This is a genomic window from Halomonas sp. 5021, from assembly GCF_036663435.1.
Taxonomy (GTDB): Bacteria; Pseudomonadota; Gammaproteobacteria; order Pseudomonadales; family Halomonadaceae; genus Vreelandella; species Vreelandella janggokensis.
Genome location: NZ_JAXOVU010000005.1, coordinates 115,929 through 139,368, shown reverse-complemented (window position 1 = coordinate 139,368; position 23,440 = coordinate 115,929). Strand labels below are relative to the sequence as shown.

Genomic DNA, 23,440 nt, shown 5'->3' with positions numbered 1-23,440 from the left:
TTTGATGGCAGGTAATCAAAGGCTCAAAATAGGCGCGGCGCCCTTGGGCGCCGCGATCAATCGGGTCAATCAGCTTTTACGCGAGGATTGGCTGCTCGCTTTTGCGGACTGCTCACCCTTGGCGGCGGCTGGCTGCTCGCCTTTGGCCGCGGCGCTGGCCTGGTCGGCCATCTGCTTGCCTGCTTCACCAAACAGCTTTTCCATCTCTGCCTTGAATTCAAGGCTCATCTCGCTCATCACGCGAGCGTCTTCCTGCATTTTCTGAGACAGCTCGTTCATCATCGCCGCTTGCTGCGTGCCGAAGTCGCGCAGGCTTTCAGCATCCTGAACGTCGGTTGCGCTGCGCAGGCGCTCGGTACCCATCTGGCTGTAGCGCTTCATCGCTTCCAGCTGATATTGGGTCATCTTTTCCATGTTGTTGAGCATCAGCGAGTTCATCTTGCGCATCGGCTCAAACATTTGGCGGGTCTGGGCGTTGAAGGCGTCCATCATTTTATCTTGCATGGTATCTACTCCTCTATTCGTTCCTTGGCATGAGCCGTGAGTGACTCACTTGAACACGAATTGCTGCACTGCAAAAAGAGTAATGATTGACAGGTCATGTTGCAACTACCTTGACGAAAACGGCCTCTAGCGCTTTGGTCGTGTCCGGGTTTCATTACTCCGATTTCCGTTTTGCCCGTGACCGGGAAGATGCCGTTGCCTTGGCATTAGCATTGGCACTCTTGGTACTTGTCGTGCCACTTTGAGCCTTTTCCTCTTCAGGTGCATCGCTGCTACTGGCATTCCCGGCTTGTTTCAACATATCCAGCATCATCTGCTGATAGGTGCCGAAATTGGACAACCCCTGTGAAAGGCCCTGCTGCATCATGGGCTGCTGCAGGAAAGGCCGCATCAGGCTCATGGGGTCATACCCCTCAACGCCGGACTCCATTTGCCGCTGGATGTTCTCAAGCAGGTGTTGCTGAAACGCTTCAACGTCGGGCAACCCCAGCGCTTGGCGAAACTCATCGGGGGTGAGATCGAACTCAACGTTAATCTTCATTGGCGGCTCCTGCTTCATTAACCAATATTAACCAATATTGTTTTATTTGAGTGTAGCAGCGATATGCGAGGGACACCTTGCCGCTAGCGTTGGGTTAAACGTGGTGTATCAACGCTTACTGCACCGTTTTGCCCACGCTGCCGCAGCCAGTGATCCATCAACGTTATCGCCATCATCGCTTCCGCGATGGGCGTTGCGCGAATACCCACGCAAGGGTCATGACGACCTTTGGTCACCACCTCGACGGCATTGCCGTTGACGTCGATCGAGCGCCCCGGCGTGGTGATGCTCGACGTCGGCTTGAGCGCCAGGCGGGCCACAATGGGCTGGCCGCTGGAAATCCCCCCCAGAACACCGCCGGCGTGGTTGGACAAAAAGCCTTCCGGCGTCATCTCGTCGCGATGCTCACTGCCTCGTTGATCGATGCACCCAAACCCGGCGCCAATCTCAATCCCTTTTACCGCATTAATACTCATCAAACCATGCGCCAGATCAGCATCCAGGCGATCAAATACCGGCTCACCCAGCCCGACCGGAACGCCTTCGGCCACCACGGTGATCTCCGCGCCGACGGAATCCTGATCGCGGCGCAATTGATCCATGTAGTCCTCAAGCTCGGGCACTTTGGCGGGATCGGGGCAGAAAAACGCGTTCTGCCCGACAGCATCCCAGGAATTGAAATCTATCTTGATCGGGCCAAGCTGGCTCATATAGCCACGCACCTGCACTCCCTGAGCCGCCAGATACTGTTTGGCAATGGCACCCGCGGCGACCCGCACCGCGGTTTCCCGCGCGCTTGAACGCCCTCCCCCACGATAGTCACGGTGACCATACTTGTGGTGATAGGTGTAGTCCGCGTGGGCAGGGCGAAACTGGTCCTTGATTTTTGAATAATCTTTCGAGCGTTGATCGGTGTTCTCGATGATCAAACCAATCGAGGTGCCGGTCGTTTTGCCTTCGAAAACGCCCGACAGGATTTTCACCTGGTCCGCTTCCTGGCGCTGGGTGGTATACCGCGAGCTACCGGGGCGGCGGCGGTCCAGGTCGTGCTGCAGATCCGCCTCGGAGAGAGGCAACCCTGGCGGGCAGCCATCGACGATCGCGCCTAGCGCCGGGCCGTGGCTTTCCCCGAAGGTGGTAACGGTAAATAGTTTGCCAAATGTATTGCCGGACATGAGCCTTAGTTCCTCACGCAAAAGACGCCGCATGGGCGTCGAGTTCAGCAGCGCTCAGGGCAAAGACACCCTGGCCGCCACGCTCGAATTCAAGCCACATGAACGCCACTTCTGGAAAAGCAGCCTCCACGTGGCGGTCTGAGTTGCCCACTTCGACAATCAGCCACCCCTCATCGGTCAGGTGCGCACGTGCCTCGCGCAGAATGCGTCGTACGATATCCAGACCGTCGCTACCCGCTCCCAGCGCTAAGGCAGGCTCGTGGCGAAATTCGGCGGGCATGGTGGCCAAGTCACGCTGATCGACATAGGGCGGGTTCGAAATAATGACATCAAAGCGCTGGCCCTCCAGCCCGCTGAACACGTCGGCTTCAACCGCACGTACGCGCTCGCCGACATCGTGGCGGGTGATATTCTGGCGCGCCACGGCAAGGGCTTCCTGGCTAATGTCGGCCAGCGTCACCTCGCAAGTGGGCAAATAAAGCGCGGTGGCAATGCCGATACAACCGGAGCCGGTGCACAAATCCAGTACCCGCTCGGGCGGCTCCTCGGGGAACCAGGCCGCGAAGCCGTCCTCGATCAGCTCCGCCATCGGTGAGCGCGGGATCAGCACGCGTTCATCAACGTTAAACGGATAACCGGCAAAAAAAGCCTCACCTAACAGGTAAGGCAGCGGTCGGCGCGTGGTGATTCGCTCACGGGTAAGGACCACTATGCGCTCGCGCTCCATCGGCAACAACCGCGCATCCTGTACACCCGGGTCGACATTCCAGGGCAAATGCAGTGCCCCCAGACACAGCGCAACGGCTTCGTCCCATGCCGACTCGGTGCCATGGCCGTAATAGAGTCCCGCCAAATAGAACTCGCTGGATACCCAGCGCAGGTAGTCACGTAAGGTTATGAGCTCGCTCACCAGCGCCGTATCCGGCAGGGTGAGGGAGGAAGGCGAAGTCTCGGCGTTGAGAGGCTGGGTCACATTGGCTCCTGGTCAACAAAGGCGACCATCCCCATCGGGAGACGGCATGGCTAAAGAAAAGATTGTACCTTTGACGCTGCCCGGTTCACAGCAGCGTGCATCTCGCTATACTGTGCGCCTGTTCTCCGTTTTGCCCATTTGCCATTTGAGCCTGTCATGACACGACACCGCCACCTGCCCGATGATGACGATATCAGTGCTTTCCGCCAGGCGCTGAAAGCCGCGGGCGTGCGTCGCATGGCCACCAATCAGGCCGACCCCGGCAAACCCAAGCGCAATGATGATGCCCAGCAGGCCAGACGGCAGGCGGCGGTGGAAAGCAGTACCTTTGCCACCAGCGGCCGCACCTCCGACGGCCGGGTCGAGGCGGTACGTCCTTCCGAATACCTGGAATTCAGCGTCGCCGATTTGCCCTGGCGCACCTTCAGCCAACTCAAGCGCGGCCAGACGGCTTGGCAGGCTGGCCTAGATTTACATGGCTACACCCTTGAAGAAGCCCGGCTGGAGCTAGAGAGCTTTCTACGTGACGCGACCGCTCAGGGGCTTCGCTGCGTGCTGGTTGTCCACGGCAAGGCCTGGGGCACCACTGCCGATTTTCCAGTACTTAAAAGCCACACCAATGCTTGGCTGCGCGAGTGGCCCGGGGTCCTGGCATTCTGTTCCGCCATCGAGATCGACGGCGGCACCGGTGCGGTCTATATCCTGCTACGTAAGCGCGGTCAGTAGGCTCGTTATTCTGCCACACCCGATTCTTGCGCATCCGACGCACTATCGGGCACGTGCCGCGCCAGGGCCTCATCGGCCAGGTGACGGCCCAGGCGGATCAGATCCTTGGCACGGTGAAACTCGTACGTACTGCACACCGTTTTGGGCACTTCGATGAGAATATCGGGCGGGTAACCGGCAATTTTATATTTGGCCAGTGCCGCTTGGGTAATATCGAATGATTCGAGGATCATATCCAGCTTGCCCCATTCGCGCTTGCCGCGAAGGTCCATCGTTTCATCCACCTCACCCTCTTCTTCGCTACTGCTGCCCAGTTCGCTCCATAGCCGCCGCGTGGTGGCGCGCACCTCGTCCATCCAGCCGCCAATATTGGCATCGCGGTCACGCTCCCGGGTGGTGCGGCTGTCGTTATTCTCATCCTTGGGAAGCAGTGCCTCCAAAGACACCGGCTGCGGGCTGTGGGCAGTCACGTTCACCGCCACCACAAAATCTGCTTCGTGGGCGGCCAGTATGGGCATCATGGGCAGCGGGTTCAGCAGACCTCCGTCGACCAGTACCTGATCCCCCAGATGCACAGGGGTAATCACGCCGGGGACGGCGATTGATGCCCGTATCGCGCGCAGCAGCGGGCCGTTTTGAAACCATACCTCGCGCTGGCGCACCAGATCAGTGGCCACGGTGGTCACCGGAATCGGCAGGTCTTCCATCAATGTATCGCCCACCAGCCCTTCCAACTTGCTCATGATCTTGCTGGCCCGCATGGCACCCATTGGGCTCCAGGTCACATCGACCAGCCTGAGCACATCCAGATAGTCCAGATCACACACCCATTCGCGATAGTCAGGCAGTTTACCCGACGCATAAATACCGCCTATCAGCGCGCCCATGGAACACCCGGCGATCGAGATGATCTCGTAGCCCCGTGCCTCCAACGCCTCAATCACGCCGATGTGTGCATAGCCCCGGGCACCGCCGCTACCCAGCACCAGTGCCACTTTATTACCTCTCGATACACTGCCATCGGTCAGGCTCTGTTCGTTCATCGCTCGTTTCCTACGACTGATCCCGACGTTTCATTAATGATTGCGTCATCACCTCGGCAACCCCAGATACCGCCTTGGGCTCCAGGTGAAGGTGATGACCGCCTGCCAGTACATGGCGTGTTAAGTGCGGTACCGCCTGGCGGGCTTTTTCTGCCCAGTCGCGCTTGCCTAAGATGCCTTCCTCACCTTCTATCAATAGCACCGGTGCCTGGATGTCGGCCAGTAGCGCTAACACCTGGGAAGGTGTAAAGCGTACCAGCGATGGCTTCAACAAGCGGCTGTCGGTGCGCATCTGCACGTGTCCGTCGGCCGTTACGTCGGCATTGCGCTCCACCAGCGGCGTGGCGGTGATGGTGTCTAACGGTGTAACGCCACCGGCCACTCGAGCCGCCACCGCGGTGGCCAGATCAGGATAACGCGGCGCCCGGGAAATGGGCCGCCTATGCGCCATTAACCCCTTGCGCAGTTGGCTTGTCGTGTCACCAGAGGGCGTATTGAGCGCACCCAAGCCATCCAGCAGCGTCATGAACTCAATGCGCTCCGGCACGGCGGCAGCCAATAGGCAGGCCACCGCGGCGCCCATGGAGTGGGCGAGCAATGCCACTCGCTCAATGGCCAAATCGTCCATGGCATCAAGCACGTCGTGGCAATAATCCCACAGCGCATAATCCTCGCCCGCCGCCGCATGTGCTGAATGCCCGTGACCACGAAAATCGATAGCCACAATGCGAATATCCAGTGCTTCCACCAGCAACGGCGCTAACCGTGAAAAACTCGCCGCGTTATCGAGCCAGCCGTGGAGCGCCAGCCAAGTAGGGGCCGCATCACGCCCCCAGCTCAGCGCCGCCAGACGACCTTGGGCGAGGTAAAGGGAATGAGGATAACGCGTTGCAGTGGGTTGAGACATTATGAACCTATCCTAAGCAAACCAACCGCCCCAGGCGGCAAGATGACGGCATAAAGCACAAACGGTACCATGCCAAACACCGATGTCTGTACAAAATTACGGGCGCTCGCCAACGTCCATCTTTTTCCTGCTAATGAGGCTTTTATGAAACCCCACCGTGACACCCGAACACGCAACTGGGTCTTTTTTATCGCCGTGACCAGCGCCATTGTGGTGGGCCTCTGGCTGGCAAGATAAACCTTCACGAAGGTTCCTAAAGACGGCCAGCCCTTGCAATTTTCTCCTCATGGCCGAATACTGTATATAAATACATATACTGCCAGTGAGGAGGCTGACCATGACGCAGCCGTTATCGCCTATCGCGCCAGCCGTGCCGTTAACGCATCAGTCGCTGCCCTTTCCTCCCCTACATGGCCGCGCTGGGTTTAGCGGCTTCCCCTCCCCCGCCCAGGATTACGAACCGCGCACGCTGGATCTCAACGTGCGCCTGATCAAGAACCCCACCCACACGTTTTACCTGACCGCCACCGGTGACAGCATGGAGGGTTGGGGGATTTTCGATCGCGACCTGCTGGTGGTTGACCGCAGCCTCTCGCCCCGTCTGGGGCATATTCTGGTGGCCATGTTCGACGACGAACTTCTGATCAAGCGCTACGCGCTCTATCGCGGCACGCCGCATTTGTGCTCCGCTCACCCCCATTACCCACCGCTGCCCCTGAAAGACAGCGAGTGTCAGGTATGGGGGGTGGTTCGGGCGGTCATTCACGAATACCTGCGGTGATGTAACGGTCATGATCGGTCTTGTCGACGCCAACAATTTTTACGTCAGCTGCGAACGCGTCTTCCAGCCTCATCTGGAAGGCAAAGCCGTTGGTGTGATGTCCAACAACGATGGCTGCGTGATTGCCCGCTCCGCGGAAATGAAAGCGATGGACATTCCCATGGGCACTCCCGCCTTCAAACTGGAAGGGCTACGCCAGCGCGGCGAGATTCATCTGCTGTCATCCAACTATGAGCTGTATGGCGACATGTCGGCACGGCTCGCCCAACTGCTGCACGACGCTTGCCCCGACATCGCCCCCTACTCCATCGATGAAATGTTTATCTATCTGGAGGGCATGAGCAAGCACCAGTGCCAGGCTCTGGGTGAGCGCCTACATCGGGACATACATCGTTGCCTTGGATTACCGGTATGCATCGGTCTGGCACCGACCCACACCCTGGCCAAGCTCGCCAATCATGCGGCCAAGAAGCAGCCACACTACCAGGGCGTTTGCCTGCTTGGCGGGAATGATGCCAACACCACAGCCTTGCTAAAGCAAACGCCGGTCAGCGAAGTATGGGGCGTGGGCAGGCGGCTTGCCGAACGGCTTGCCATTAGCGGCATCCATAGCGCCTGGGCGTTACGCGAGTGCGATAAAAAACAGCTGCGCAAACGCTTTTCCGTGGTGCTGGCACGCACTGCCCTGGAACTGCGTGGCACCCCCTGCCTGGAAATGAACGCGGTGGATCAACCCCGCCAGCGCATCATGACATCCCGCTCTTTCGGTCAACCCACCAGGGTAAAGACTCAGGTACACGAGGCACTGCGCCGCCATGCCCAGCGTAGTGCCGAAAAACTTCGCGAACAGCACAGCCTGGCACGCTCGGTGATGTTGTTCTTGAAAACCAACCGCCATCGTCAAGACCAGCCACAGTACTTTCCCCACACCCTGGTCGCGTTACCCACCCCCAGCGACGATACACGCGTTATTCTCGACGCCGTCCGCCAGGGCCTTGAACAGATATATCGACCCGGCTATCGGTTCATGAAAGCCGGCGTGATGTTGCTGGATCTCGTCGATGCCCAACAGCATCAGCTATCGCTGCTCGATGCACCCGCTCGACACCATCCGCTGCTAATGGCCACGGTGGACGCCATCAACCAGCGTATGGGGCAAGACACGATCCGCTTCGGGATGACCGATGACGACGCGCCATGGCACCTACGCTGTGCCCACCGTTCCAACCGTTTTACCACGCGCTGGGATGAGCTACTGGAAGCCGGCACTCACCCCGGCGCGATTGCCGATGCCCGGAAAAAACGGCAACAGCCGAAGCCGTAACAGCCCTCAGCGGTGCTTCCACACATGGTGCAGACGCGGGCTTAACGTTTCGCCCAACGCCACCATGGCACCCAGAATCACCAGTAACCACGGCCAGTGCGCGACAAACGAGACCTGATAGATTCCCAGCGCGTCGATAAAGATCACCACAATCCCGAGCGGGCTAACGTAACGCACCATGGTCAGCCACAGCGCATAAGGCAGCGGTGCAAGCCCCAGTTCATCGCGAAACGTCTCGCTCTTCAACACAAAGCCTGCCAGCACGACCATGCCCAGGCCGCCCAGCGGCATCATGAAGCGCGAGGTCAGGTAGTCCAGCCAGTCAAAGAAATTCTTCCCCGCCAGCGTCCAGTCGGCGCCCAGGTTGAACGACATCATCGCCAGGGTACTGATCAGCCATAGCACGATACCCGTGCCCCACGAGGCTGCTTTACGCGAGATACCTTTGTTATCACATAGCCAGGATACCGTCGCCTCGACCATTGAAATCGCCGAGGTCAGTGCGGCCATCGACAGCATCAGGAAAAACAGAATGCCAAACAGCGTGCCCAGCGGCATCGCTTGAAACGCCAGCTGCAAACTCATGAAAATAAGCCCTGGGCCTTCAGCAGGATCCATGCCGTTGGCAAAAATCACCGGAAAAATGGCCAGTCCGGCCATTAACGCCACCACGGTGTCGGCAATCGCCACGCTTAGAGTAGTGCGGCCGATGGAAGTCCCTTTTGGTAGATAGCTGCCGTAAGTCAGGATTGCCCCGGAAGCCAGCGATAACGTAAAAAAGGCGTGACCCAGCGCGGCCAGCATGCCTTCACTGGACAGACTGCCCGCATTGAAAGAAAACAGGAAACTGAACGCCTGACCAAAGCCGCCGGAGAAAACGCCAAACACAATCAACAGTGCCAGCATCAATACCAGCCCTGGCATCATCCAACTGACGTTCTTTTCAATGCCTTCCTGCACACCTTTACCGACGATCAGCATGGTCAGCAGCGTGACCAGGGTGCTCCAGAAGCCCAGATTCCAGGGGTTAGCGTTATTGGCCCCAAACACCGCGGCCATATCGTCAACGCTGCTACCCGAAAGTCCGCCGGTCAGCATCTTCCAAAGGTAGGAGAACGACCAGCCTGCTACAACGACATAAAACGACAGAATCATGAAGCCGCAGAGCATCGCCATCCAGCCGATCAATGACCATGCTGAAGACCGACCGGACTCGTTGACCACCCGCCGAATGGCATCGACCGGGCTACCCAGGCCGCGCCGCCCAAAGGCAATCTCGGTCATCATGACCGGCACCCCCACCGCCAAGATACAGGCGAGGTAGACCAGCACGAAGGCCCCACCACCAAATTCACCGGTGATATAGGGAAACTTCCAAATATTGCCTAATCCAACGGCCGAGCCCGTCGCCGCCAGCATAAAGCCCCAGCGGCCTAACCATTGGATGCGCGGTTGCCCAGAAGACGCCATGATCTACCACCCTGTTGGAAAAAAGCGCTTATCCTAGGGATTTTGCAGCGAATGCGCAAAAAAACGTGGCGCGCGCTCGTCGATTACGTGGCATAAACCGCTGCTTTGGCGTCGGCATCGAGACGCTGCGCGGTTTGGTCGACGCGCCGCAGCCAGGCGAGCAACAGCGCCCCCAGAGCTACAAAGCCACCCGCCAGCCAGAGGCCGACGTTATAATGGCCGGTCACCTCCGCCAGCATGCCGGTGAGCGCCGGGGCGATGATCTGCGCGCTGCCGTAGGCCAGGGTCATTTTGCCCATCAGCCTTGCCGGGCTGGCGGGATATAACCGACCCGCCATGGTCAGCACCAGGCTGACACAACCCAGAAAGGTGCCGCCATAAAGCACTGCGCTGAGCAGCACCGCCGCCAGATTCGCCGTCATGGCGGGCAGCACAATACCGACAACCTGTAGGCTCATGGCCAGTATCAGGGCTCCCAAATAGCCGATACGGCGCGCCACAAGGTCCCACAGGATGACCGCAGGGGCCGCCGCCAGTCCCACCAACGCGAAGGTCCAGTTACCGGCACCGGCCAACAGCTGTTCGCGTTCCACAATCGTGACAATAAAGGTGGCGCTGATCACATAGCCATAACCCGCACAGAAATAGGCGGCCAGCATCCAGCGCATAAAGGTATGGGTGGGTGGTTTAGCGGCGGCGGTCTTATCCCCCGAGGTACCGGTCACGACAGTCGATGGCCGCGGCAGCCAGCGCCAGGCGGGCACCAACAGCCCTACCGCGAGCAGGCTGAACGCCCACCACTGCGCCTGCCAGTCCATTGACAGCGCCAGCATCGCTTCTACCGCAACGGCAGCGAGCACAATGCCCAGGCCCAACCCGGCGAAATGCATGCCCAGTTCAACGCGCTGGCGGTGCTGAATCAGCCAATGCATGATCAGCCCAGAGGCCAGCAGCATCGCACCGCTGCTTGAAAACCCCGCCAGAAAGCGCAGTCCCGCCCAGAGCCAGAAATGCTCGGTCAAGGCCATACCCGCCGTGGTGAGCACTGCCAGCACCAGACACAGCCGATACAAGGTATCTTTGACATGGATGCTGCGCACGGTTGCCGCCAGCAGGGCGCCGAGCATATAGCCGGCGTAGTTCAGCGCTGCCAGCCAGCCGCCATCGGCGTCGCCTATCCAACTCTGCTGCTGCATGACGGGCAATAACGGCGTATAGGCAAAACGCGCCACCCCAATACACAGCAACTGACTGAACACACCCGCCAGCAGCACCTTGAAGCGCTGGGAGCGAAGGGTAGCGGTGGTCATATCGACGCCCTCGTCGTGAGCTCATGATTGCCATATGCGGCTTTACTAAACCCATCATAAGCTGAACCTCACTGACATGGCATCGTCTAAACGTCGCCTGCCAAGTGCGCGTATGGTTGCATAATCTGGCACACTAGGCTGCATTATCCACCAACGGGAGAAAGCTGAATGAGCGATAGTGCAAAACCCTGGACACAACCGATGCCTGACGCGCAATTCAAACTGATGCGCGATATTCTTGCCGCCCCCAGCCCTGTGGGCCTGGAGGCAGCGATGACGTACGGCGTGCTAAAACCGCATTTTGAGTCTTTCGCCCCTGCGGACTGGCATCTGCACCAGTTCAAGGGCAATGCGGGCGTCGTGCTCGACACCCATCCCGGTCAGGATGACATGTTCAAGGTCATGATCATCGGCCATGCGGATAAAATCCGCATGCAGGTCCGCTCCATTGGTGAAGACGGCAAGATCTGGATCAACACAGACTCCTTCTTGCCCACCGTACTGGTCGGCCATGAAGTGAAGCTGTTTAGCGAAGACCCGGAAGCCCCCGGCAACTACCGCTGCATTGAAGGCGGCACGGTGGAAGCCCTGGGCGCCATTCATTTTTCTGACCCCGCCATGCGCGATGGCAGCAAAGGCCTGAAGAAAGAGCAGATCTATCTGGACCTGCAGATCCACGGCGAAAACAAGAAACAGCAGGTATTGAACCTCGGCGTACGCCCCGGCGACTCGATTATTTTTGATCGCCCTATTCGCCCCGGCTTCAGCCCCGACACCTTCTACGGCGCCTATCTGGATAACGGCCTGGGCTGCTTTGTAACCGCTGAAGTAGCGCGCTTAATTGCCGAGGCAGGCGGCACCCAAAATGTACGAGTATTGTTCGCGATTGCCAGCTACGAAGAGATTGGCCGTTTCGGCAGCCGCGTTATGGCGGGCGAAATGAAACCTGATGCGCTGATTGGCGTCGATGTGAACCACGACTACGTGGCCGCTCCCGGCATCGGCGACAAACGCATGCAGCCGTTAGAGATGGGCAAGGGCTTCACCATGGCGGTGGGCTCGATCGCCAGTGAACAGTTGAACCGCGTGATTGCCGAAGCCGCCAAGGCGAACGAGATCCCCATGCAGCGCGACATGGTCGGCGTTGATACGGGCACCGACGGTATGGCAGGGGTGTTGGCGTCTGTAGACAGTGCCGCCACGTCGATTGGTTTCCCGATCCGCAACATGCACACGATTTCGGAAACCGGCAATACGCAGGATGTATTGGCCGCCATCCATGCGTTAACCCACACACTGAAAGCGCTGGATAAGCTGCCTGACCTCAAGCGTGAATTCCTCGATAACCATCCACGCCTTGACCAGGCAAGCCCACTCGGCCATCAGGGCAGCGACAAACCCGACGAGGAAAAAAACGACGATAAAGCCGATTAATTGCGGCGTGTCCCATGAAAAAACCCCGACCATCTCTGGTCGGGGTTTCGTCATGTCTTCCTTGAAAAGTCTTCACGAACGTCCTGTTCGTGCATCCTTGAGTCCATCAAGCGTCCTGCTTGGTTTTCCCTAGTGCGCATCCTCTGCGCTAGATGTTCACAGTGCACTTCTAAAGCCTTGGTTTATCTAACCCAGGATATGAAAGCCGAAAAAAATGATTAATTTGCTCACCGATGTCATCGCAATGGCCTATGGTTAATAGTCCACCACTTGTCGCTGCCGGGTTGTGTGACGAGTAATTCACGGCTAGGCCCAACAACACCCACGGGTAGGAGGTCAGCGTGCAACCTATCATCATCAACTACAAAGTTCGCGGTGTTGACATCATTTGTCGCCGCTGCGGTAATTTCGAATCAACCACCTCAGTATTTTTAGCCCGCTTTCGCCTCGAAGGTACTGGCGAGCAAAGCGCCGTCTTGCGCTGTTTGAGCTGCCAAACCAGCACCGGTATACCGCGAAGTGCGCTCGATACGCTGACGCACGCCCGCGCTGGTTGACGCTGGGCTTTTTAACGCCCCCATCAAACGATGCTATCGGCCAGAGGCGGCAATATTGTCGCCTCTGGCTTGTATAAGCCAATAAATTAGAAGAAATTAATATAAATATTTTACATGTAAACAATAAAATTTATTAACTGGACAACTCGCGTGGTTAGTCAAGATTTTACTGATCGGGTCGATAAGTACTATGTGGCTGGTTCTCACACATAACACATATTATCGACATCATCAGGAAGCATTATGACGCGCATGACAACAACACAAAAACTGTGGGGTACGCTTGCCATTATCTGGATCGCCATGCTGTTAATGGTCGGATGGCTGGCATGGGAAAATCGACAAACCATCGAGAGTGAACGGCGGGATAGCCTGCAGTACGTTATCGAAAGCGTACATAGCCAGATTGAGGCGCTCCAGGCAAAAGTCGATGCAGGAGAACTGAGCCTTGAAGAAGCCCAAGAGCGGGCCGTAGACAACATGGCCAGCGTTCGCTTTGGGGACGGCGAGTATATTTTTGCGTTTGATAACGACCTGAACATCGTTTCTCACCCTAGCCGCGATACCGGCACCAGCATGACGGACTACCAGGATGCCAGCGGCCTACTGCTGTATGCCGAGCTGCTCGAAGTGGCGCAGGCTGGAGGCGGTCACGTGGGTTACTACTCCACCCGCCTGGGCGGTGAGGAGCAAATTCCCAAGTTGAGCTACGTCGACCACTTGCCCGAATGGGGATGGTCGCTGGCCTCCGGCGTGTATGTCGACGATATCAACGCGGCGTTTGTGTCGAGTCTGATTCGCTCAGCCGTTATTTTGCTGATCATTGGGGTGCCGGTGACGCTACTGATGGGCTGGGTGATTCGCGATGTGTCCCGCCGTTTAGGGGGTGACCCACGCTACGCCGCCAGCGTGGTTCGGCATATTGCCGACGGCGATTTAACGCGCACGACACAACTCTCCGCCCGCGATCAGCAAAGCCTGCTGTTTGATATTGATCGTATGCGTGAAACGCTATCAGACACCATTGGCAGCATTCACCAGAGCGCGGATAACGTGAACACCTCTGTTGAACAGATCGTCGGCGTTAACGAAGAGTTATCCACGCGGACAGAACAACAAGCGGCGTCCCTCGCCGAGACCGCTTCCAGCATGGAGCAACTGACGGCAACGGTAAAACAAAACGCCGAACACGCTGACCACGCAAGCCAGTTGGCAAGCAAAACCACCGACAATGCTCAGCAAGGTAGCGAAGCGATGGCATCGGTGATCGATACCATGTCGACGATTAACGATAGCGCGAAACAAATGAGCAGTATCATCGAGACGATCGACTCGATTGCATTTCAAACCAATATATTGGCGCTTAACGCCTCTGTTGAAGCGGCTCGGGCGGGTGAACAGGGGCGTGGCTTTGCTGTGGTCGCCAGTGAAGTCCGCCAACTGGCCAGCCGTTCAGCGGCAGCGGCACAAGAGATTAAGACACTGATCGACAACTCTGACACCCATATCACGCAAGGTAGCCGCCAGGTGCGCGACACCGGTAGCGTGATTAGCGGTATCGTCGACAATATTCGGCAGCTTGATACGTTAGTGAAAGAAATCTCGGCGGCTACCAAGGAACAAAGCTATGGCATCGAGCAGGTCAACGAGGCTGTCACCCAGATGGATCAAATGACCCAGCAAAATGCCGGACTGGTACAAGAAAGCACCGGGGCCACCCAACGCTTGGCGGATCTCAGCTTTGAGCTACGCCAGCGGGTTTCACATTTCCAGATTGCCGGGTCCCAAGCCGCAATGCAGACCCTTCCCTCCTCTCACCATGGCTAAATAAAGCCTTTCTGGCTGGGCAAGTCCCTTACATGGCCTGCCCAGCCAGTCCTCGCACATTGGCTAAAACCACCTTAAACATCGCCCTGGTTATCCAGCTCTACTGCCTCATGCATTCGCGTTAGAATGTCGGGCACCGCTGCCTGAACGCGGTTCCAACTGGGAATAAAGGGTCGTTCGCGGGGATTATCCAGAAACAGGTTGCCCGCTTCCAGCAGGTTGCTGGCGAACAGTTCAACGGCCTGCTCTTCGCTGTGACGATCCAGACTCAAACCGTTCATAGTGGCGTCATGGTCATAAGCCTCGATCAGGTCCAACGCCAGCCGGTAGTAGGTGGCTTTCAGGGTGCGAAAATCTTCACTGCTGAACGTGATCCCTTGAGTGGCCAGCTTTCGGTAAAGGGCTTTGGCGATATCCAGGCTCATGCGGTTCAAACCGGTATCAGGGTTTTCCTCGCTGACCGGCTGGTGCTTATGGTCGTAGGCATCGGCAATGTCGACCTGACAAAGCTGACGCGGCGAGTAATTGCGCTGAAGCTCGGAGAGAACGCCAATCTCAAGCCCCCAGTCTGCCGGGATGCGGATCCCCTCCAACACGTCGCTACGCATGGCGAACTCACCCGAGAGCGGATAGCGGAAGCTGTCCAGGTAATCGAGGTAAGGCAACGGACCACACACAGTTTTTAGCGCCCTCAGCAGCGGCGTCACCATCAGGCGCGATACTCGCCCGTTGAGTTTTCCCTCGGCAATGCGCGGGTAGTAGCCCTTGCAGAAACTGTAGTTAAAACGGGGATGGGCAACCGGGTACATCAATCGCGCCAGCAGCCCCCGGTCGTAGGTCAGAATATCGCAGTCGTGCAGCCCCACCACCGATGACCGCCCAGACGCCAATACATAACCCGCGCAATACCAGACGTTGCGCCCTTTACCAGGTTCAAGTGCGCCCAGCCCGTGCTGTTCAAGCTCGGTGTCCAGGGCACGCAGGCGGGGCCCGTCGTTCCATAGGATACGTGTGTGCTGAGGCAGGCGTGAAAAGAACTCCCGTGCATATAAAAACTGCTCGCGATCGGCCCGGTCCAGGCCAATCACGATCTCGCCGAGATAGGACACCTTGACCAGTTCATCGACAATGGCCGAAAGTGCCGGACCCTCAAGCTCTGAAAACAATGATGGCAGGATCAACCCCATCGGGCGCCGCCGGGCAAACTGGCTGAGTTCTTCTTCCAGCGCCTCAACCGGGCGACGCGTCAGATTGTGAAAGTCAGTAATCACGCCGTTCTGGTGGAAATCACTCATGCGTTTGCCTCCTTTGCATCACGCGGATTGGTCGGCGTAAACGCGTTACCCCACCAGTGAGACATGCCTTCTACCCAGCCCTCGGGGCCAGTGGCTTGTGTGCGGTAAAGATGGGGGTTAGTAGGGTCAACCGTCAGCTCATGGTGGCCACGGATCACGACCGCCTGATCGACGACGTTTAACATCGACACGTCGTTGGGGCCATCGCCCAGGCCGATGGACAGCGGCTCACGACCGCGCAGCGCCCGGAATCGTCCAACCAGCCAGGTGACCGCACTGCCCTTGTCGGATGCACGACCCATAACATGATAAAAGCGGCCACCCTGGGTAAGTTGCAGGCCGTCACCTTCCAGGGCGCGGCGAAACCTCTCCAGCGACGCGTCATCGTCGTGCCACAGCAAGGGCTCGCTACCCTCGCGCTGGCGGGCAAGTTGTGCCTGGATAGCGTCGAGTCCGGTCAGCCCCGTCAAGTCGTCAAGGGTAAGCTCACTCATCGGGGTAAACCGCACATCGAGCCGTTTGCGCCAGACCTTCAAACGGGCCCGAATAAAACCAATATCAACGCTTGGATGCTTGATGACCATCCCGTCGCGGCCGTTGCCCGGCCGATCCAGCCGCGCGTGGCACCAACCAGGCGGAAGGCCGATGACAGCACCATTTTCAGCCACAAACGGGGTCATCGTCAGCCCAAGCGTTTCACGCAGAGGAAGCAGTTCAGCACGCGTTTTACTGGTCACGGGGATCACCGGTACCTTCGCCTGCTTTAATCGGGCGAGCCAAGTCCTCGCCGGGGAGGCGTCATAGCTATGGTGGTCAAGCAGCGAACCGTCGAGGTCGGTGACCACAAGGCGCGACAGCTCCACTTGGTCATCGGGGGGCGCCGAAGCGCTGGCGTGTTCAAGCATGGCGCAGCCTCTCTACTGCTAAGCGGTGGACGCGCTCAATCACCACTTGTTGGAGATGGCGATGACAGCGTGTTTATTGCCTAGCACAATACGTGCCAACACTTTTAACGCTTTGATATCCATAAGGTGGAGAGGGGGAATACCCAGAGTCGAGAACGGTTGCCCCCGAGGCAGACATTGCAGCGCGCTTTTTTGGTGCACTCAGAGAGGGCATGCACAGACACCAGCGCCAGGATGGTGCCGCCCAGCATTACATTTGATAACAAAAAAACCAATACAAAGCTTGGCAAGACTTAATAAATAGCTATACTCAAATTGTACCCACTGGCAACCCTGTACACCCCACCCCCTCTGCCAGTGGGCTGCAGTGAGCCAAGCCCTTTATGCCCGCCTTCCCCGGCGGGCTTTTTTTCTGCAAGGGTTTTATTCTACGTGGATGACAACTTCGACTCGGCGGTTACGCGCCCGCCCTTCTGCCGTGTCATTATCTGCCAGGGATTGAGTAGCCGCCAGCCCAACGGCACGTAAGCGATCCGATGCAACGCCCGCCTCTTCCAAGGCCTCCACAATCGCGATCGCCCGGGCACTGGATAGCGCCCAGTTGGATGAATATTCAGGGGTGTCAATCGTTCGACTATCCGTATGGCCCTCAACCCATACTTCACCGTCATAACGCTGGATGGTGTCAAGCAACGTGCTGATCAGTTCGCTTCCACCATCGGTTAACCCGGCTTCTGCTGAGGGAAACAGCAGCTTGTCCTGCACTCGCAAACTGATACCTTCTTCTACCCGTGAGACTTCGACACCTTCTAAATCAGGTAGATAAGGGGAGCTCTCCATCTGCTCTCTCAGGGCCAATGCAGCGTCAATGGCATTATCGCTGAGCGTCTCGACATTACTTGGGGGATTATCCGTGAGGACCACCATATAATCAGCCAGCGGAAATTGAAGCGCTGACTGTTCAACCGGCACCAAGGGCATCGGCAAACGGCGTTCAGGCAACGCGGCTGGTGATTCTGCTACCGGGTCAGGCATGGCGAGCAGCGGGGGGACACCCCGCGTGGTTCGTCTGGGCCGCCCAGCCACCCCCTGAGCCGCCGTGATCGTGCTGGTCAGCAACTCGCCACCCAGCCAGTTGGTCGAATATCTTCGCTCATCACGCATATTGGCAAGGGCTTCTGGCAGCGGTACTTCAAGCGGCGGAGGCGAATCAAAAAGCGGTTCAGGTGGTGGTTCTGTGGCCATCCACGCCGGGCTTGTGGCACCGGCTGCCGCAATAATGATCACAAACAGCGCCACCAGCAGCGTCATGATATCGATGTAGCTCACCATCCAGATGCTACCGCTGTCATCTTCACGGTACGGGGACATGAGCGAGTCGTGGCGAGGTCCACTGCGGTGATCTTCAAGCATCCGTGTGATTACTCATTCAAGTTTTTGGCCCCCTGGCCGACTATTAATGCGTGGCGTTGTCATTAGCGCTGCCTAGTCTATCAAAAAGCCGTTTCGTAGCGAGAAGGAACCACCCGGTGCGCACCCGTAAAATTGATATACCCTCGTCAGCGCTACGCCCACTCGTCATCGGCATGGCCTGTCTGACGCTAAGTGGCTGCTTCTATGCCAATACCTCGCAAGCGCCCATTGCCACTACGTATCCCTATAGTGAACAGCAGCGCATGCAGGCTGCCCATCACTGGAATGTTCTTGCCCGCCATGAGGCGACGCAGATCCTGAAGCGCGAGCGTGTCCGTTTCCGCGATTTACACATCCCGGATGCCCCGCAAGACGCCAACCACGCCTACAGCGGCGGCGAATTTGGCCGCGGCTTTCGGACTCTGCTCACCAGTGAACTGGTCTCGCGCGGTGCCAACCTGACCACCAAACCTCTGCCCAGCAGCGCCGAGGTTCATATTGACGTTGACGTCGTTGAGCACCGGGATCGAGACTTTGTACGCCCACCGATGGGGGCATTCACCGCCTTGGCAGGCGGTATAGCCGTGGCCGCGATACCGATCAATCAATGGGCGGAACCCGCCCTGGGACTTATCCCGGCCGCTGTCGCCGCTGACGTGACCAGCGGCAGTTGGACACACACCGGTAACGAAGAGATCATCGTCACCACCCAGATTCTCGACGGTGAGCAAATCCTCTATTCATCGTCGAACATTTATTACATTAACAGCGGCGACCGACGTCACTATGCGCCCGACCGTACCCCCTCAGCGCCGTCAACGCCGTCGGTTTCCATTACGGATAGGTGGTAATGCCATGTCTGCGATGTCATTTTCCGTTATGCACTTAACGCGCCCGCTTTCCGCTATCCGGTGGTTAACGGCCGGTCTTTTTGTATTGAGCCTTATGGGTTGTAGTGCGCTTGGCGGCGGTAATACGCAACAACAGGAACCCGCTCCAGACCTGCCCGAACTTGCACAAAAAGCGGCTGAGCAGATGGTGGCAAGCAACCCCGACATAACACGTTATAGCCCCATGATTGCCGCGACGTTCGTGAGCATCGACAACCTGAGTCAATCCTCCACGCTTGGGCGTATCAGCTCGGAACTCATGGCATCGGCACTGGGGCGCCAGGGCATGCAGGTGCGCGAGGTCAAGATGCGCGACAGCATGTTTATCGAAGAAAGCGTTGGCGAGCTGATCCTGTCTCGGCAAGTTCAGCGTCTGAGCGCACAGCACGATGCACGCTCCATCTTGATGGGAACCTACGCACAGGGGCAGGATTATGTCTACGTCAGTGCCCGCGTGGTGCGTTCAAGTGATGCCATGGTCCTGGGGAGTGCCGACTTCAGGCTTGCGTTGAACAACAATACGCGCAGCCTGCTTGAAAGCCAGGGCGGCTGGTAACGCCCAAAACACACGAACCCGCGCTTAACGGCGCGGGTTCGTGGCAAGTGCCCAACGGTTAATTGCCGACTAGGACGCTAGGACTGTTTCACCTTGCTGATAACCCACAGCAACACCACAGCGCCGACGATGGCCGTTACCAGTGACCCGATAAACCCACCGGCCTGCAGACCCAACAGGCTAAACAGGAAACCACCCAAGACGGCGCCCACAATGCCGACGCCGATATTGCCCAAAACGCCAAAACCTCCGCCTCGCATGATGTTGCCAGCAATCCAGCCAGCCAGACCACCAATAATCAACCAAGCAATGAAACCCATATCGCCTCCTTTCCGTACCTGTGGTTAATGTTATCCTGTTTCCTTGCGTGTTTTAACATAGCACACGGCGTTAATAATATTCATTGACAGTGGCTACGCTGAAAAAAGGATTGCCTATGATTCCCGACTCCCTCCAGCAGTTGCTTGATGGTGTAGACGGCCAGCAAACGTCTCACTGGCAAGGCCGCGACCTTGTACTGTTCAACGCCCCCTGGGGGGAACTGATTGTCTCGCTGCAAGGTGCCCAGGTGCTGCACTTTCGACCACCCAATGACCTTGGCTGGTTATGGGTAACCCCCACCCCACAGCCCATGCCTGGAGCCATCCGTGGCGGCATTCCGCTTTGCTGGCCCTGGTTTGCCGATGAACGCTACGCTGACGAAACGCCCGACCGGAGCGGCACCTTCCACGGCTTGGCGCGGCATGCCGACTGGCGGTTGGAAGCGGCCGATGAACATGCCGAGGGAATCGAACTTCACCTCTCCCCGACGCAGCCGTTGCACTCCCAACTGACGGTGCGCGCGGTCGTCCAGGCCAATGCCCAGCGGCTCGCAGTGGAATTGATCACTGAAAACGTGGGCGAAAGCCCGGTAAAGGTCAGTGGCGCACTGCATTCCTATCTCGCGGTCGACGATGCTCATCAGTGCCGGCTGGAAGGGTTGACCGGTGCACGCTATCTCGACAAGCTGCGCGACTTTGCGGAAAGCGAGCAGCAAGGCATCCTGGCCATTCGCGGTGCGGTAGACCGTATCTATCACTCCAACGAAGCCGTGATGCTTCATGACGGCCCCCGCACGCTGCGCATCGGCAAACAGTCCAGCGATTCCACCGTGGTGTGGCACCCGGACCAACAGCCCCCTGCTGATACCTCTATCGAGGCCGCCAAACGCTTTGTGTGTGTCGAGGCCGCCAATACCCGTCTGGATCCCGTATGGCTGGTCCCCGGTGCCCAACATCTACTGGGTACGACGTTAAGCAGAAGCTGAGCTTTGCAAACCTTGATAGAGGACAACGCGCCATGCGCCAGCCGTTTCATCGCGAGCTGAGTAACCTGATAGAACGCGGCCGCGACCGCCAGCTTCGGCTGGCGGTCACCGGCCTCTCCCAGGCGGGCAAAACGGCCTTTTTGACCTCCCTGGTCAATCAACTCCGCCACGCTGGCGTTGAAGCACAGCTAGACCTGCTGCCGGCAGCCCGCGAGGGGCGCTTGCTCGGCGCCCAACGCCTTAACCAGCCTGACCTGGGCGTGCCGCGATTTCCCTACGACCCGGGAATGGCCGCGCTGCGCGATACCCCACCCCGTTGGCCTGAGCCCACCCGGGGGATCAGCGAACTGCGTCTGCAGTTACGCTACCGCCCCGCTCATCAGGGCTGGTTAGCGCCCGACATCGCCCACCTCACGCTGGATTTATTCGATTACCCCGGCGAGTGGCTGCTCGATTTACCGCTGCTGCAGCACGATTTTTACAGTTGGTGCCAGGCACAGCCGCTGCACTCAGGCGACCAGCGCCGCGCCATGTTCCAAGAATGGCTGACCGAGGTGGAAACCCTCGACCCCGCTGCCGACGCCGACGAAGCGCAACTGGCAAGCCTAGCTGAAGCTTATGCTCAGGGGCTTCGACGCGCCAAGCAGGCCGGGTTCTCCAACCTCCAGCCGGGGCGGTTTTTATTGCCAGGCGAGCTGGACGGGGCGCCGGTATTGCAGTTTTTCCCGCTTCCCAAGCTCAATATGCCCAAAGAACAACTGGAGGCACTTCCTCCCGACAGCCTGTATGCCACCCTGGCGGCGCGCTTTCGCTACTACCAGCAGCAGGTCGTGCGCCCCTTTTACCGTGACCATTTCCGCCGCTTCGACCGCCAGATTGTCCTGGTGGATGTATTGGGTGCGCTCAATGCCGGGCCTGAGCGGTTCGAGGACCTGTCCCAGGCGCTCAGCCAGCTGATGCACAGCTTTGATTATGGCCAGCGAAGCCTTTTGACGCGGCTGTTTGCCCCCAAGATCGATAAGCTGGCCATCGCCGCCACCAAAGCGGACCATGTCACCCCCGACCAGCACCGCCATGTCGTACAACTGCTGGAAGCCCTGCTGGCCGAGCCGCTCAAGGATCTGCGCTTTGCCAACATTCCTGTCAAGGCACTTTCGCTGGCCGCGATTCGTGCCACCGAAGCCCGCGAAGTGGTGCATAACGGTCAGCGTTCGCCCGCTCTGCGGGGCACCACGCTTGAGGGCGAAGATGTCCTGGTGTATCCCGGCGATGTGCCGCCCCGCTTGCCGACGCACGACTTCTGGCAACAGCAAGGCTTCGACTTCCCCAGCTTTCGCCCAATGGATACGCGATCTGAAGCCCTTGGTCACATTCGCATGGACGCCGCTATCGATTGGCTGATTGGAGATAAACTCACATGACCACCCCTCAGCCACGTCGGCACTTCAGCCTTGATGACCCCCAGGAAACCCGCGACGGTCCTGATGCCGAGCTGCGCCAGCGTAAAACCTTTACGCCTACCGATCACCACCAGCCCCTGCCCCCTTCCGCCGAGGAAAAAGCCCTCCCCGAGGCTCGTCTAGGCGCGCCGCGCAAACGCCGCTGGGGGCTGATGCTGGCGCTGGGCGGAGGCGCCGTATTGGGCACCCTGGAACTGGCCACGGGTATTCCCGAGGCGATGGCCCAGTCCCAGTGGTTGACGATGGCCTGGCAGGCATTCGGCATTGGTTTGATCGGACTGGGCGGATTATCGTTGCTCAAGGAACTGGGCCGCTTAAGACGCTTAAAACGCCACGACCGGCTGCGCAGCGACCTGGCCGAGTTGCCTGAACGCTCTGCCAAGCAAGCCCAGCAGATGGCCGAACAGCTCAAACGCCAGCTCAAGCTGGCCGACGATGATCCGCACTGGCAAGCGTTCAGAGGCGCCTGTCAGCCCCACCATAGCGGCGAAGAGATCCAGACATTATTGCGCTACCACCTCCTCGCCCCCCGGGACCGGGAAGCACAGCGCTTGATTACACGCATGTCCGGCGAAACCGCCATCATGGTGGCAGTCAGCCCCCTGACACTGGTCGACATGGCGCTGGTGGCCTGGCGCAGCCTGGCGATGGTGGATCGGCTATGCCGTCTTTATGGCCTTGAACTGGGCTACGCCAGCCGTCTGCGGCTGTTTCGCCACGTGTTGCATAACATGGCGTTTGCCGGGGCAAGCGAGCTCGCCACCGATGCCAGCATGGATATGCTATCGCTGGATCTGGCCAGTCGCCTGTCCGCAAGGGCCGGCCAGGGCCTCGCCACCGGACTGCTCAGCGCCCGCCTTGGGCTACGCGCGCAGCGGCTGTGCCGCCCGGTGGCTTTTACCGCCGAAGAGCAACCCAAACTCAGCGACTTGCGCCAGGATCTGTGGCGACAAATCAAGCGCCTCGACAAGGAAACCACGCCCCAAGACCGCTCATCCCGGCAGTAAACATCCTGATAGGCGGCTTCCGTTGAAAGCCCGTTA

23 protein-coding genes are annotated in these 23,440 nt (G+C 58.4%); 11 read left to right on the top strand and 12 right to left on the bottom strand.

What is annotated here, in order from left to right; genetic code table 11:
• Nucleotides 1-69: 69 nt before the first annotated feature.
• The 4 genes from R3F64_RS10550 to prmB all read right to left on the bottom strand — a co-directional run bounded on the left by R3F64_RS10550 (nt 70) and on the right by prmB (nt 3,193).
• Complete coding sequence (locus tag R3F64_RS10550) at nt 70-504, bottom strand: phasin family protein (RefSeq protein ID WP_085917401.1); 435 nt, start codon at nt 502-504, stop codon at nt 70-72.
• A gap of 154 nt (nt 505-658) precedes the next feature.
• Entirely contained in the window at nt 659-1,045 is a 387-nt protein-coding gene (locus R3F64_RS10545) for a hypothetical protein (protein WP_085917400.1), read from the bottom strand.
• A gap of 83 nt (nt 1,046-1,128) precedes the next feature.
• Nucleotides 1,129-2,220, bottom strand: coding sequence for a chorismate synthase (gene aroC / locus R3F64_RS10540; protein WP_085917399.1), 1,092 nt, complete (start codon nt 2,218-2,220; stop codon nt 1,129-1,131).
• Between the two features lie 13 nt (nt 2,221-2,233).
• A complete protein-coding gene (gene prmB, locus R3F64_RS10535; RefSeq protein WP_085917398.1) occupies nt 2,234-3,193 on the bottom strand; it encodes a 50S ribosomal protein L3 N(5)-glutamine methyltransferase in 960 nt (319 codons plus the stop codon).
• A 156-nt stretch (nt 3,194-3,349) separates the two neighbouring features.
• Here prmB and R3F64_RS10530 point away from each other — a divergent pair, with 156 nt between their 5' ends.
• A complete protein-coding gene (locus tag R3F64_RS10530) occupies nt 3,350-3,919 on the top strand; it encodes a Smr/MutS family protein (RefSeq protein ID WP_085917397.1) in 570 nt (189 codons plus the stop codon).
• A 5-nt stretch (nt 3,920-3,924) separates the two neighbouring features.
• On the opposite strand, the gene R3F64_RS10525 is transcribed toward R3F64_RS10530, so the two are convergent.
• Together R3F64_RS10525 and R3F64_RS10520 are read right to left on the bottom strand one after the other, a co-directional pair.
• Nucleotides 3,925-4,962 carry a patatin-like phospholipase family protein gene (locus tag R3F64_RS10525; protein ID WP_085917396.1) on the bottom strand — a complete coding sequence of 346 codons (1,038 nt, stop codon included), beginning with the start codon at nt 4,960-4,962 and terminating at the stop codon, nt 3,925-3,927.
• A gap of 10 nt (nt 4,963-4,972) precedes the next feature.
• On the bottom strand, nt 4,973-5,869 hold the full coding sequence (locus R3F64_RS10520) for an alpha/beta fold hydrolase (RefSeq protein ID WP_309782710.1): 897 nt from the start codon (nt 5,867-5,869) through the stop codon (nt 4,973-4,975).
• A gap of 337 nt (nt 5,870-6,206) precedes the next feature.
• On the opposite strand from R3F64_RS10520, the gene R3F64_RS10515 reads away from it, so the two are divergent.
• Together R3F64_RS10515 and R3F64_RS10510 are read left to right on the top strand one after the other, a co-directional pair.
• Nucleotides 6,207-6,650 carry a LexA family protein gene (locus R3F64_RS10515; protein WP_085917394.1) on the top strand — a complete coding sequence of 148 codons (444 nt, stop codon included), beginning with the start codon at nt 6,207-6,209 and terminating at the stop codon, nt 6,648-6,650.
• Between the two features lie 10 nt (nt 6,651-6,660).
• On the top strand, nt 6,661-7,974 hold the full coding sequence (locus R3F64_RS10510) for a Y-family DNA polymerase (RefSeq protein ID WP_332611332.1): 1,314 nt from the start codon (nt 6,661-6,663) through the stop codon (nt 7,972-7,974).
• Between the two features lie 6 nt (nt 7,975-7,980).
• On the opposite strand, the gene R3F64_RS10505 is transcribed toward R3F64_RS10510, so the two are convergent.
• Together R3F64_RS10505 and R3F64_RS10500 are read right to left on the bottom strand one after the other, a co-directional pair.
• Nucleotides 7,981-9,444 carry a sodium-dependent transporter gene (locus R3F64_RS10505; RefSeq protein WP_332611330.1) on the bottom strand — a complete coding sequence of 488 codons (1,464 nt, stop codon included), beginning with the start codon at nt 9,442-9,444 and terminating at the stop codon, nt 7,981-7,983.
• Between the two features lie 83 nt (nt 9,445-9,527).
• A complete protein-coding gene (locus R3F64_RS10500) occupies nt 9,528-10,754 on the bottom strand; it encodes a YbfB/YjiJ family MFS transporter (RefSeq protein ID WP_332611328.1) in 1,227 nt (408 codons plus the stop codon).
• A gap of 168 nt (nt 10,755-10,922) precedes the next feature.
• Here R3F64_RS10500 and R3F64_RS10495 point away from each other — a divergent pair, with 168 nt between their 5' ends.
• The 3 genes from R3F64_RS10495 (at nt 10,923) to R3F64_RS10485 (ending at nt 14,572) form a co-directional block, all read left to right on the top strand.
• Nucleotides 10,923-12,188, top strand: coding sequence for a M20/M25/M40 family metallo-hydrolase (locus R3F64_RS10495; protein WP_199285039.1), 1,266 nt, complete (start codon nt 10,923-10,925; stop codon nt 12,186-12,188).
• Nucleotides 12,189-12,529: 341 nt separating this feature from the next.
• Nucleotides 12,530-12,745, top strand: coding sequence for a hypothetical protein (locus R3F64_RS10490; RefSeq protein WP_085917389.1), 216 nt, complete (start codon nt 12,530-12,532; stop codon nt 12,743-12,745).
• Nucleotides 12,746-12,988: 243 nt separating this feature from the next.
• Nucleotides 12,989-14,572: a methyl-accepting chemotaxis protein gene (locus tag R3F64_RS10485; protein ID WP_199285038.1), complete on the top strand. Its 1,584-nt coding sequence runs from the start codon at nt 12,989-12,991 to the stop codon at nt 14,570-14,572.
• Nucleotides 14,573-14,646: 74 nt separating this feature from the next.
• Here R3F64_RS10485 and R3F64_RS10480 read toward each other — a convergent pair whose 3' ends face one another.
• The 3 genes from R3F64_RS10480 to R3F64_RS10470 all read right to left on the bottom strand — a co-directional run bounded on the left by R3F64_RS10480 (nt 14,647) and on the right by R3F64_RS10470 (nt 18,185).
• The gene (locus tag R3F64_RS10480; protein ID WP_332611326.1) at nt 14,647-15,867 is read right to left on the bottom strand and encodes a glycosyl transferase; all 1,221 of its coding nucleotides are present in this window, start codon (nt 15,865-15,867) and stop codon (nt 14,647-14,649) included.
• Entirely contained in the window at nt 15,864-16,772 is a 909-nt protein-coding gene (locus R3F64_RS10475; protein WP_264827634.1) for an HAD-IIB family hydrolase, read from the bottom strand. The genes R3F64_RS10480 and R3F64_RS10475 overlap by 4 nt, the downstream gene beginning before the upstream one ends.
• Nucleotides 16,773-17,195: 423 nt before the next feature.
• Nucleotides 17,196-18,185, bottom strand: a complete 990-nt coding sequence (locus tag R3F64_RS10470; protein WP_264827636.1) for an OmpA family protein — start codon at nt 18,183-18,185, stop codon at nt 17,196-17,198.
• A 173-nt stretch (nt 18,186-18,358) separates the two neighbouring features.
• Here R3F64_RS10470 and R3F64_RS10465 point away from each other — a divergent pair, with 173 nt between their 5' ends.
• Entirely contained in the window at nt 18,359-19,036 is a 678-nt protein-coding gene (locus tag R3F64_RS10465) for a hypothetical protein (RefSeq protein WP_085917520.1), read from the top strand.
• A 4-nt stretch (nt 19,037-19,040) separates the two neighbouring features.
• Complete coding sequence (locus tag R3F64_RS10460) at nt 19,041-19,631, top strand: FlgO family outer membrane protein (protein ID WP_176243616.1); 591 nt, start codon at nt 19,041-19,043, stop codon at nt 19,629-19,631.
• Between the two features lie 77 nt (nt 19,632-19,708).
• Here R3F64_RS10460 and R3F64_RS10455 read toward each other — a convergent pair whose 3' ends face one another.
• On the bottom strand, nt 19,709-19,951 hold the full coding sequence (locus tag R3F64_RS10455; RefSeq protein WP_085917384.1) for a GlsB/YeaQ/YmgE family stress response membrane protein: 243 nt from the start codon (nt 19,949-19,951) through the stop codon (nt 19,709-19,711).
• Between the two features lie 116 nt (nt 19,952-20,067).
• Between R3F64_RS10455 and R3F64_RS10450 the strand changes: the two genes are divergently transcribed.
• Genes R3F64_RS10450 through R3F64_RS10440 form a run of 3 tightly spaced genes read left to right on the top strand, consistent with a single transcriptional unit; the run spans nt 20,068 to nt 23,404 of the window.
• A complete protein-coding gene (locus R3F64_RS10450) occupies nt 20,068-20,937 on the top strand; it encodes a D-hexose-6-phosphate mutarotase (protein ID WP_199285034.1) in 870 nt (289 codons plus the stop codon).
• A gap of 32 nt (nt 20,938-20,969) precedes the next feature.
• Nucleotides 20,970-22,358 carry a YcjX family protein gene (locus R3F64_RS10445; RefSeq protein ID WP_085917382.1) on the top strand — a complete coding sequence of 463 codons (1,389 nt, stop codon included), beginning with the start codon at nt 20,970-20,972 and terminating at the stop codon, nt 22,356-22,358.
• Nucleotides 22,355-23,404 carry a YcjF family protein gene (locus R3F64_RS10440; RefSeq protein WP_332611324.1) on the top strand — a complete coding sequence of 350 codons (1,050 nt, stop codon included), beginning with the start codon at nt 22,355-22,357 and terminating at the stop codon, nt 23,402-23,404. The genes R3F64_RS10445 and R3F64_RS10440 overlap by 4 nt, the downstream gene beginning before the upstream one ends.
• Nucleotides 23,405-23,440: the final 36 nt, after the last annotated feature.

Coding starts and splice junctions, on each gene's coding strand:
- R3F64_RS10550 (WP_085917401.1), bottom strand. CDS start 504: ATGCAAGATAAAATGATGGACGCCTTCAACGCCCAGACCCGCCAAATG.
- R3F64_RS10545 (WP_085917400.1), bottom strand. CDS start 1,045: ATGAAGATTAACGTTGAGTTCGATCTCACCCCCGATGAGTTTCGCCAA.
- aroC (WP_085917399.1), bottom strand. CDS start 2,220: ATGTCCGGCAATACATTTGGCAAACTATTTACCGTTACCACCTTCGGG.
- R3F64_RS10530 (WP_085917397.1), top strand. CDS start 3,350: ATGACACGACACCGCCACCTGCCCGATGATGACGATATCAGTGCTTTC.
- R3F64_RS10525 (WP_085917396.1), bottom strand. CDS start 4,962: ATGAACGAACAGAGCCTGACCGATGGCAGTGTATCGAGAGGTAATAAA.
- R3F64_RS10520 (WP_309782710.1), bottom strand. CDS start 5,869: ATGTCTCAACCCACTGCAACGCGTTATCCTCATTCCCTTTACCTCGCC.
- R3F64_RS10515 (WP_085917394.1), top strand. CDS start 6,207: ATGACGCAGCCGTTATCGCCTATCGCGCCAGCCGTGCCGTTAACGCAT.
- R3F64_RS10510 (WP_332611332.1), top strand. CDS start 6,661: ATGATCGGTCTTGTCGACGCCAACAATTTTTACGTCAGCTGCGAACGC.
- R3F64_RS10505 (WP_332611330.1), bottom strand. CDS start 9,444: ATGGCGTCTTCTGGGCAACCGCGCATCCAATGGTTAGGCCGCTGGGGC.
- R3F64_RS10500 (WP_332611328.1), bottom strand. CDS start 10,754: ATGACCACCGCTACCCTTCGCTCCCAGCGCTTCAAGGTGCTGCTGGCG.
- R3F64_RS10495 (WP_199285039.1), top strand. CDS start 10,923: ATGAGCGATAGTGCAAAACCCTGGACACAACCGATGCCTGACGCGCAA.
- R3F64_RS10485 (WP_199285038.1), top strand. CDS start 12,989: ATGACGCGCATGACAACAACACAAAAACTGTGGGGTACGCTTGCCATT.
- R3F64_RS10480 (WP_332611326.1), bottom strand. CDS start 15,867: ATGAGTGATTTCCACCAGAACGGCGTGATTACTGACTTTCACAATCTG.
- R3F64_RS10475 (WP_264827634.1), bottom strand. CDS start 16,772: ATGCTTGAACACGCCAGCGCTTCGGCGCCCCCCGATGACCAAGTGGAG.
- R3F64_RS10470 (WP_264827636.1), bottom strand. CDS start 18,185: ATGCTTGAAGATCACCGCAGTGGACCTCGCCACGACTCGCTCATGTCC.
- R3F64_RS10465 (WP_085917520.1), top strand. CDS start 18,359: ATGGCCTGTCTGACGCTAAGTGGCTGCTTCTATGCCAATACCTCGCAA.
- R3F64_RS10460 (WP_176243616.1), top strand. CDS start 19,041: ATGTCTGCGATGTCATTTTCCGTTATGCACTTAACGCGCCCGCTTTCC.
- R3F64_RS10455 (WP_085917384.1), bottom strand. CDS start 19,951: ATGGGTTTCATTGCTTGGTTGATTATTGGTGGTCTGGCTGGCTGGATT.
- R3F64_RS10450 (WP_199285034.1), top strand. CDS start 20,068: ATGATTCCCGACTCCCTCCAGCAGTTGCTTGATGGTGTAGACGGCCAG.
- R3F64_RS10445 (WP_085917382.1), top strand. CDS start 20,970: ATGCGCCAGCCGTTTCATCGCGAGCTGAGTAACCTGATAGAACGCGGC.
- R3F64_RS10440 (WP_332611324.1), top strand. CDS start 22,355: ATGACCACCCCTCAGCCACGTCGGCACTTCAGCCTTGATGACCCCCAG.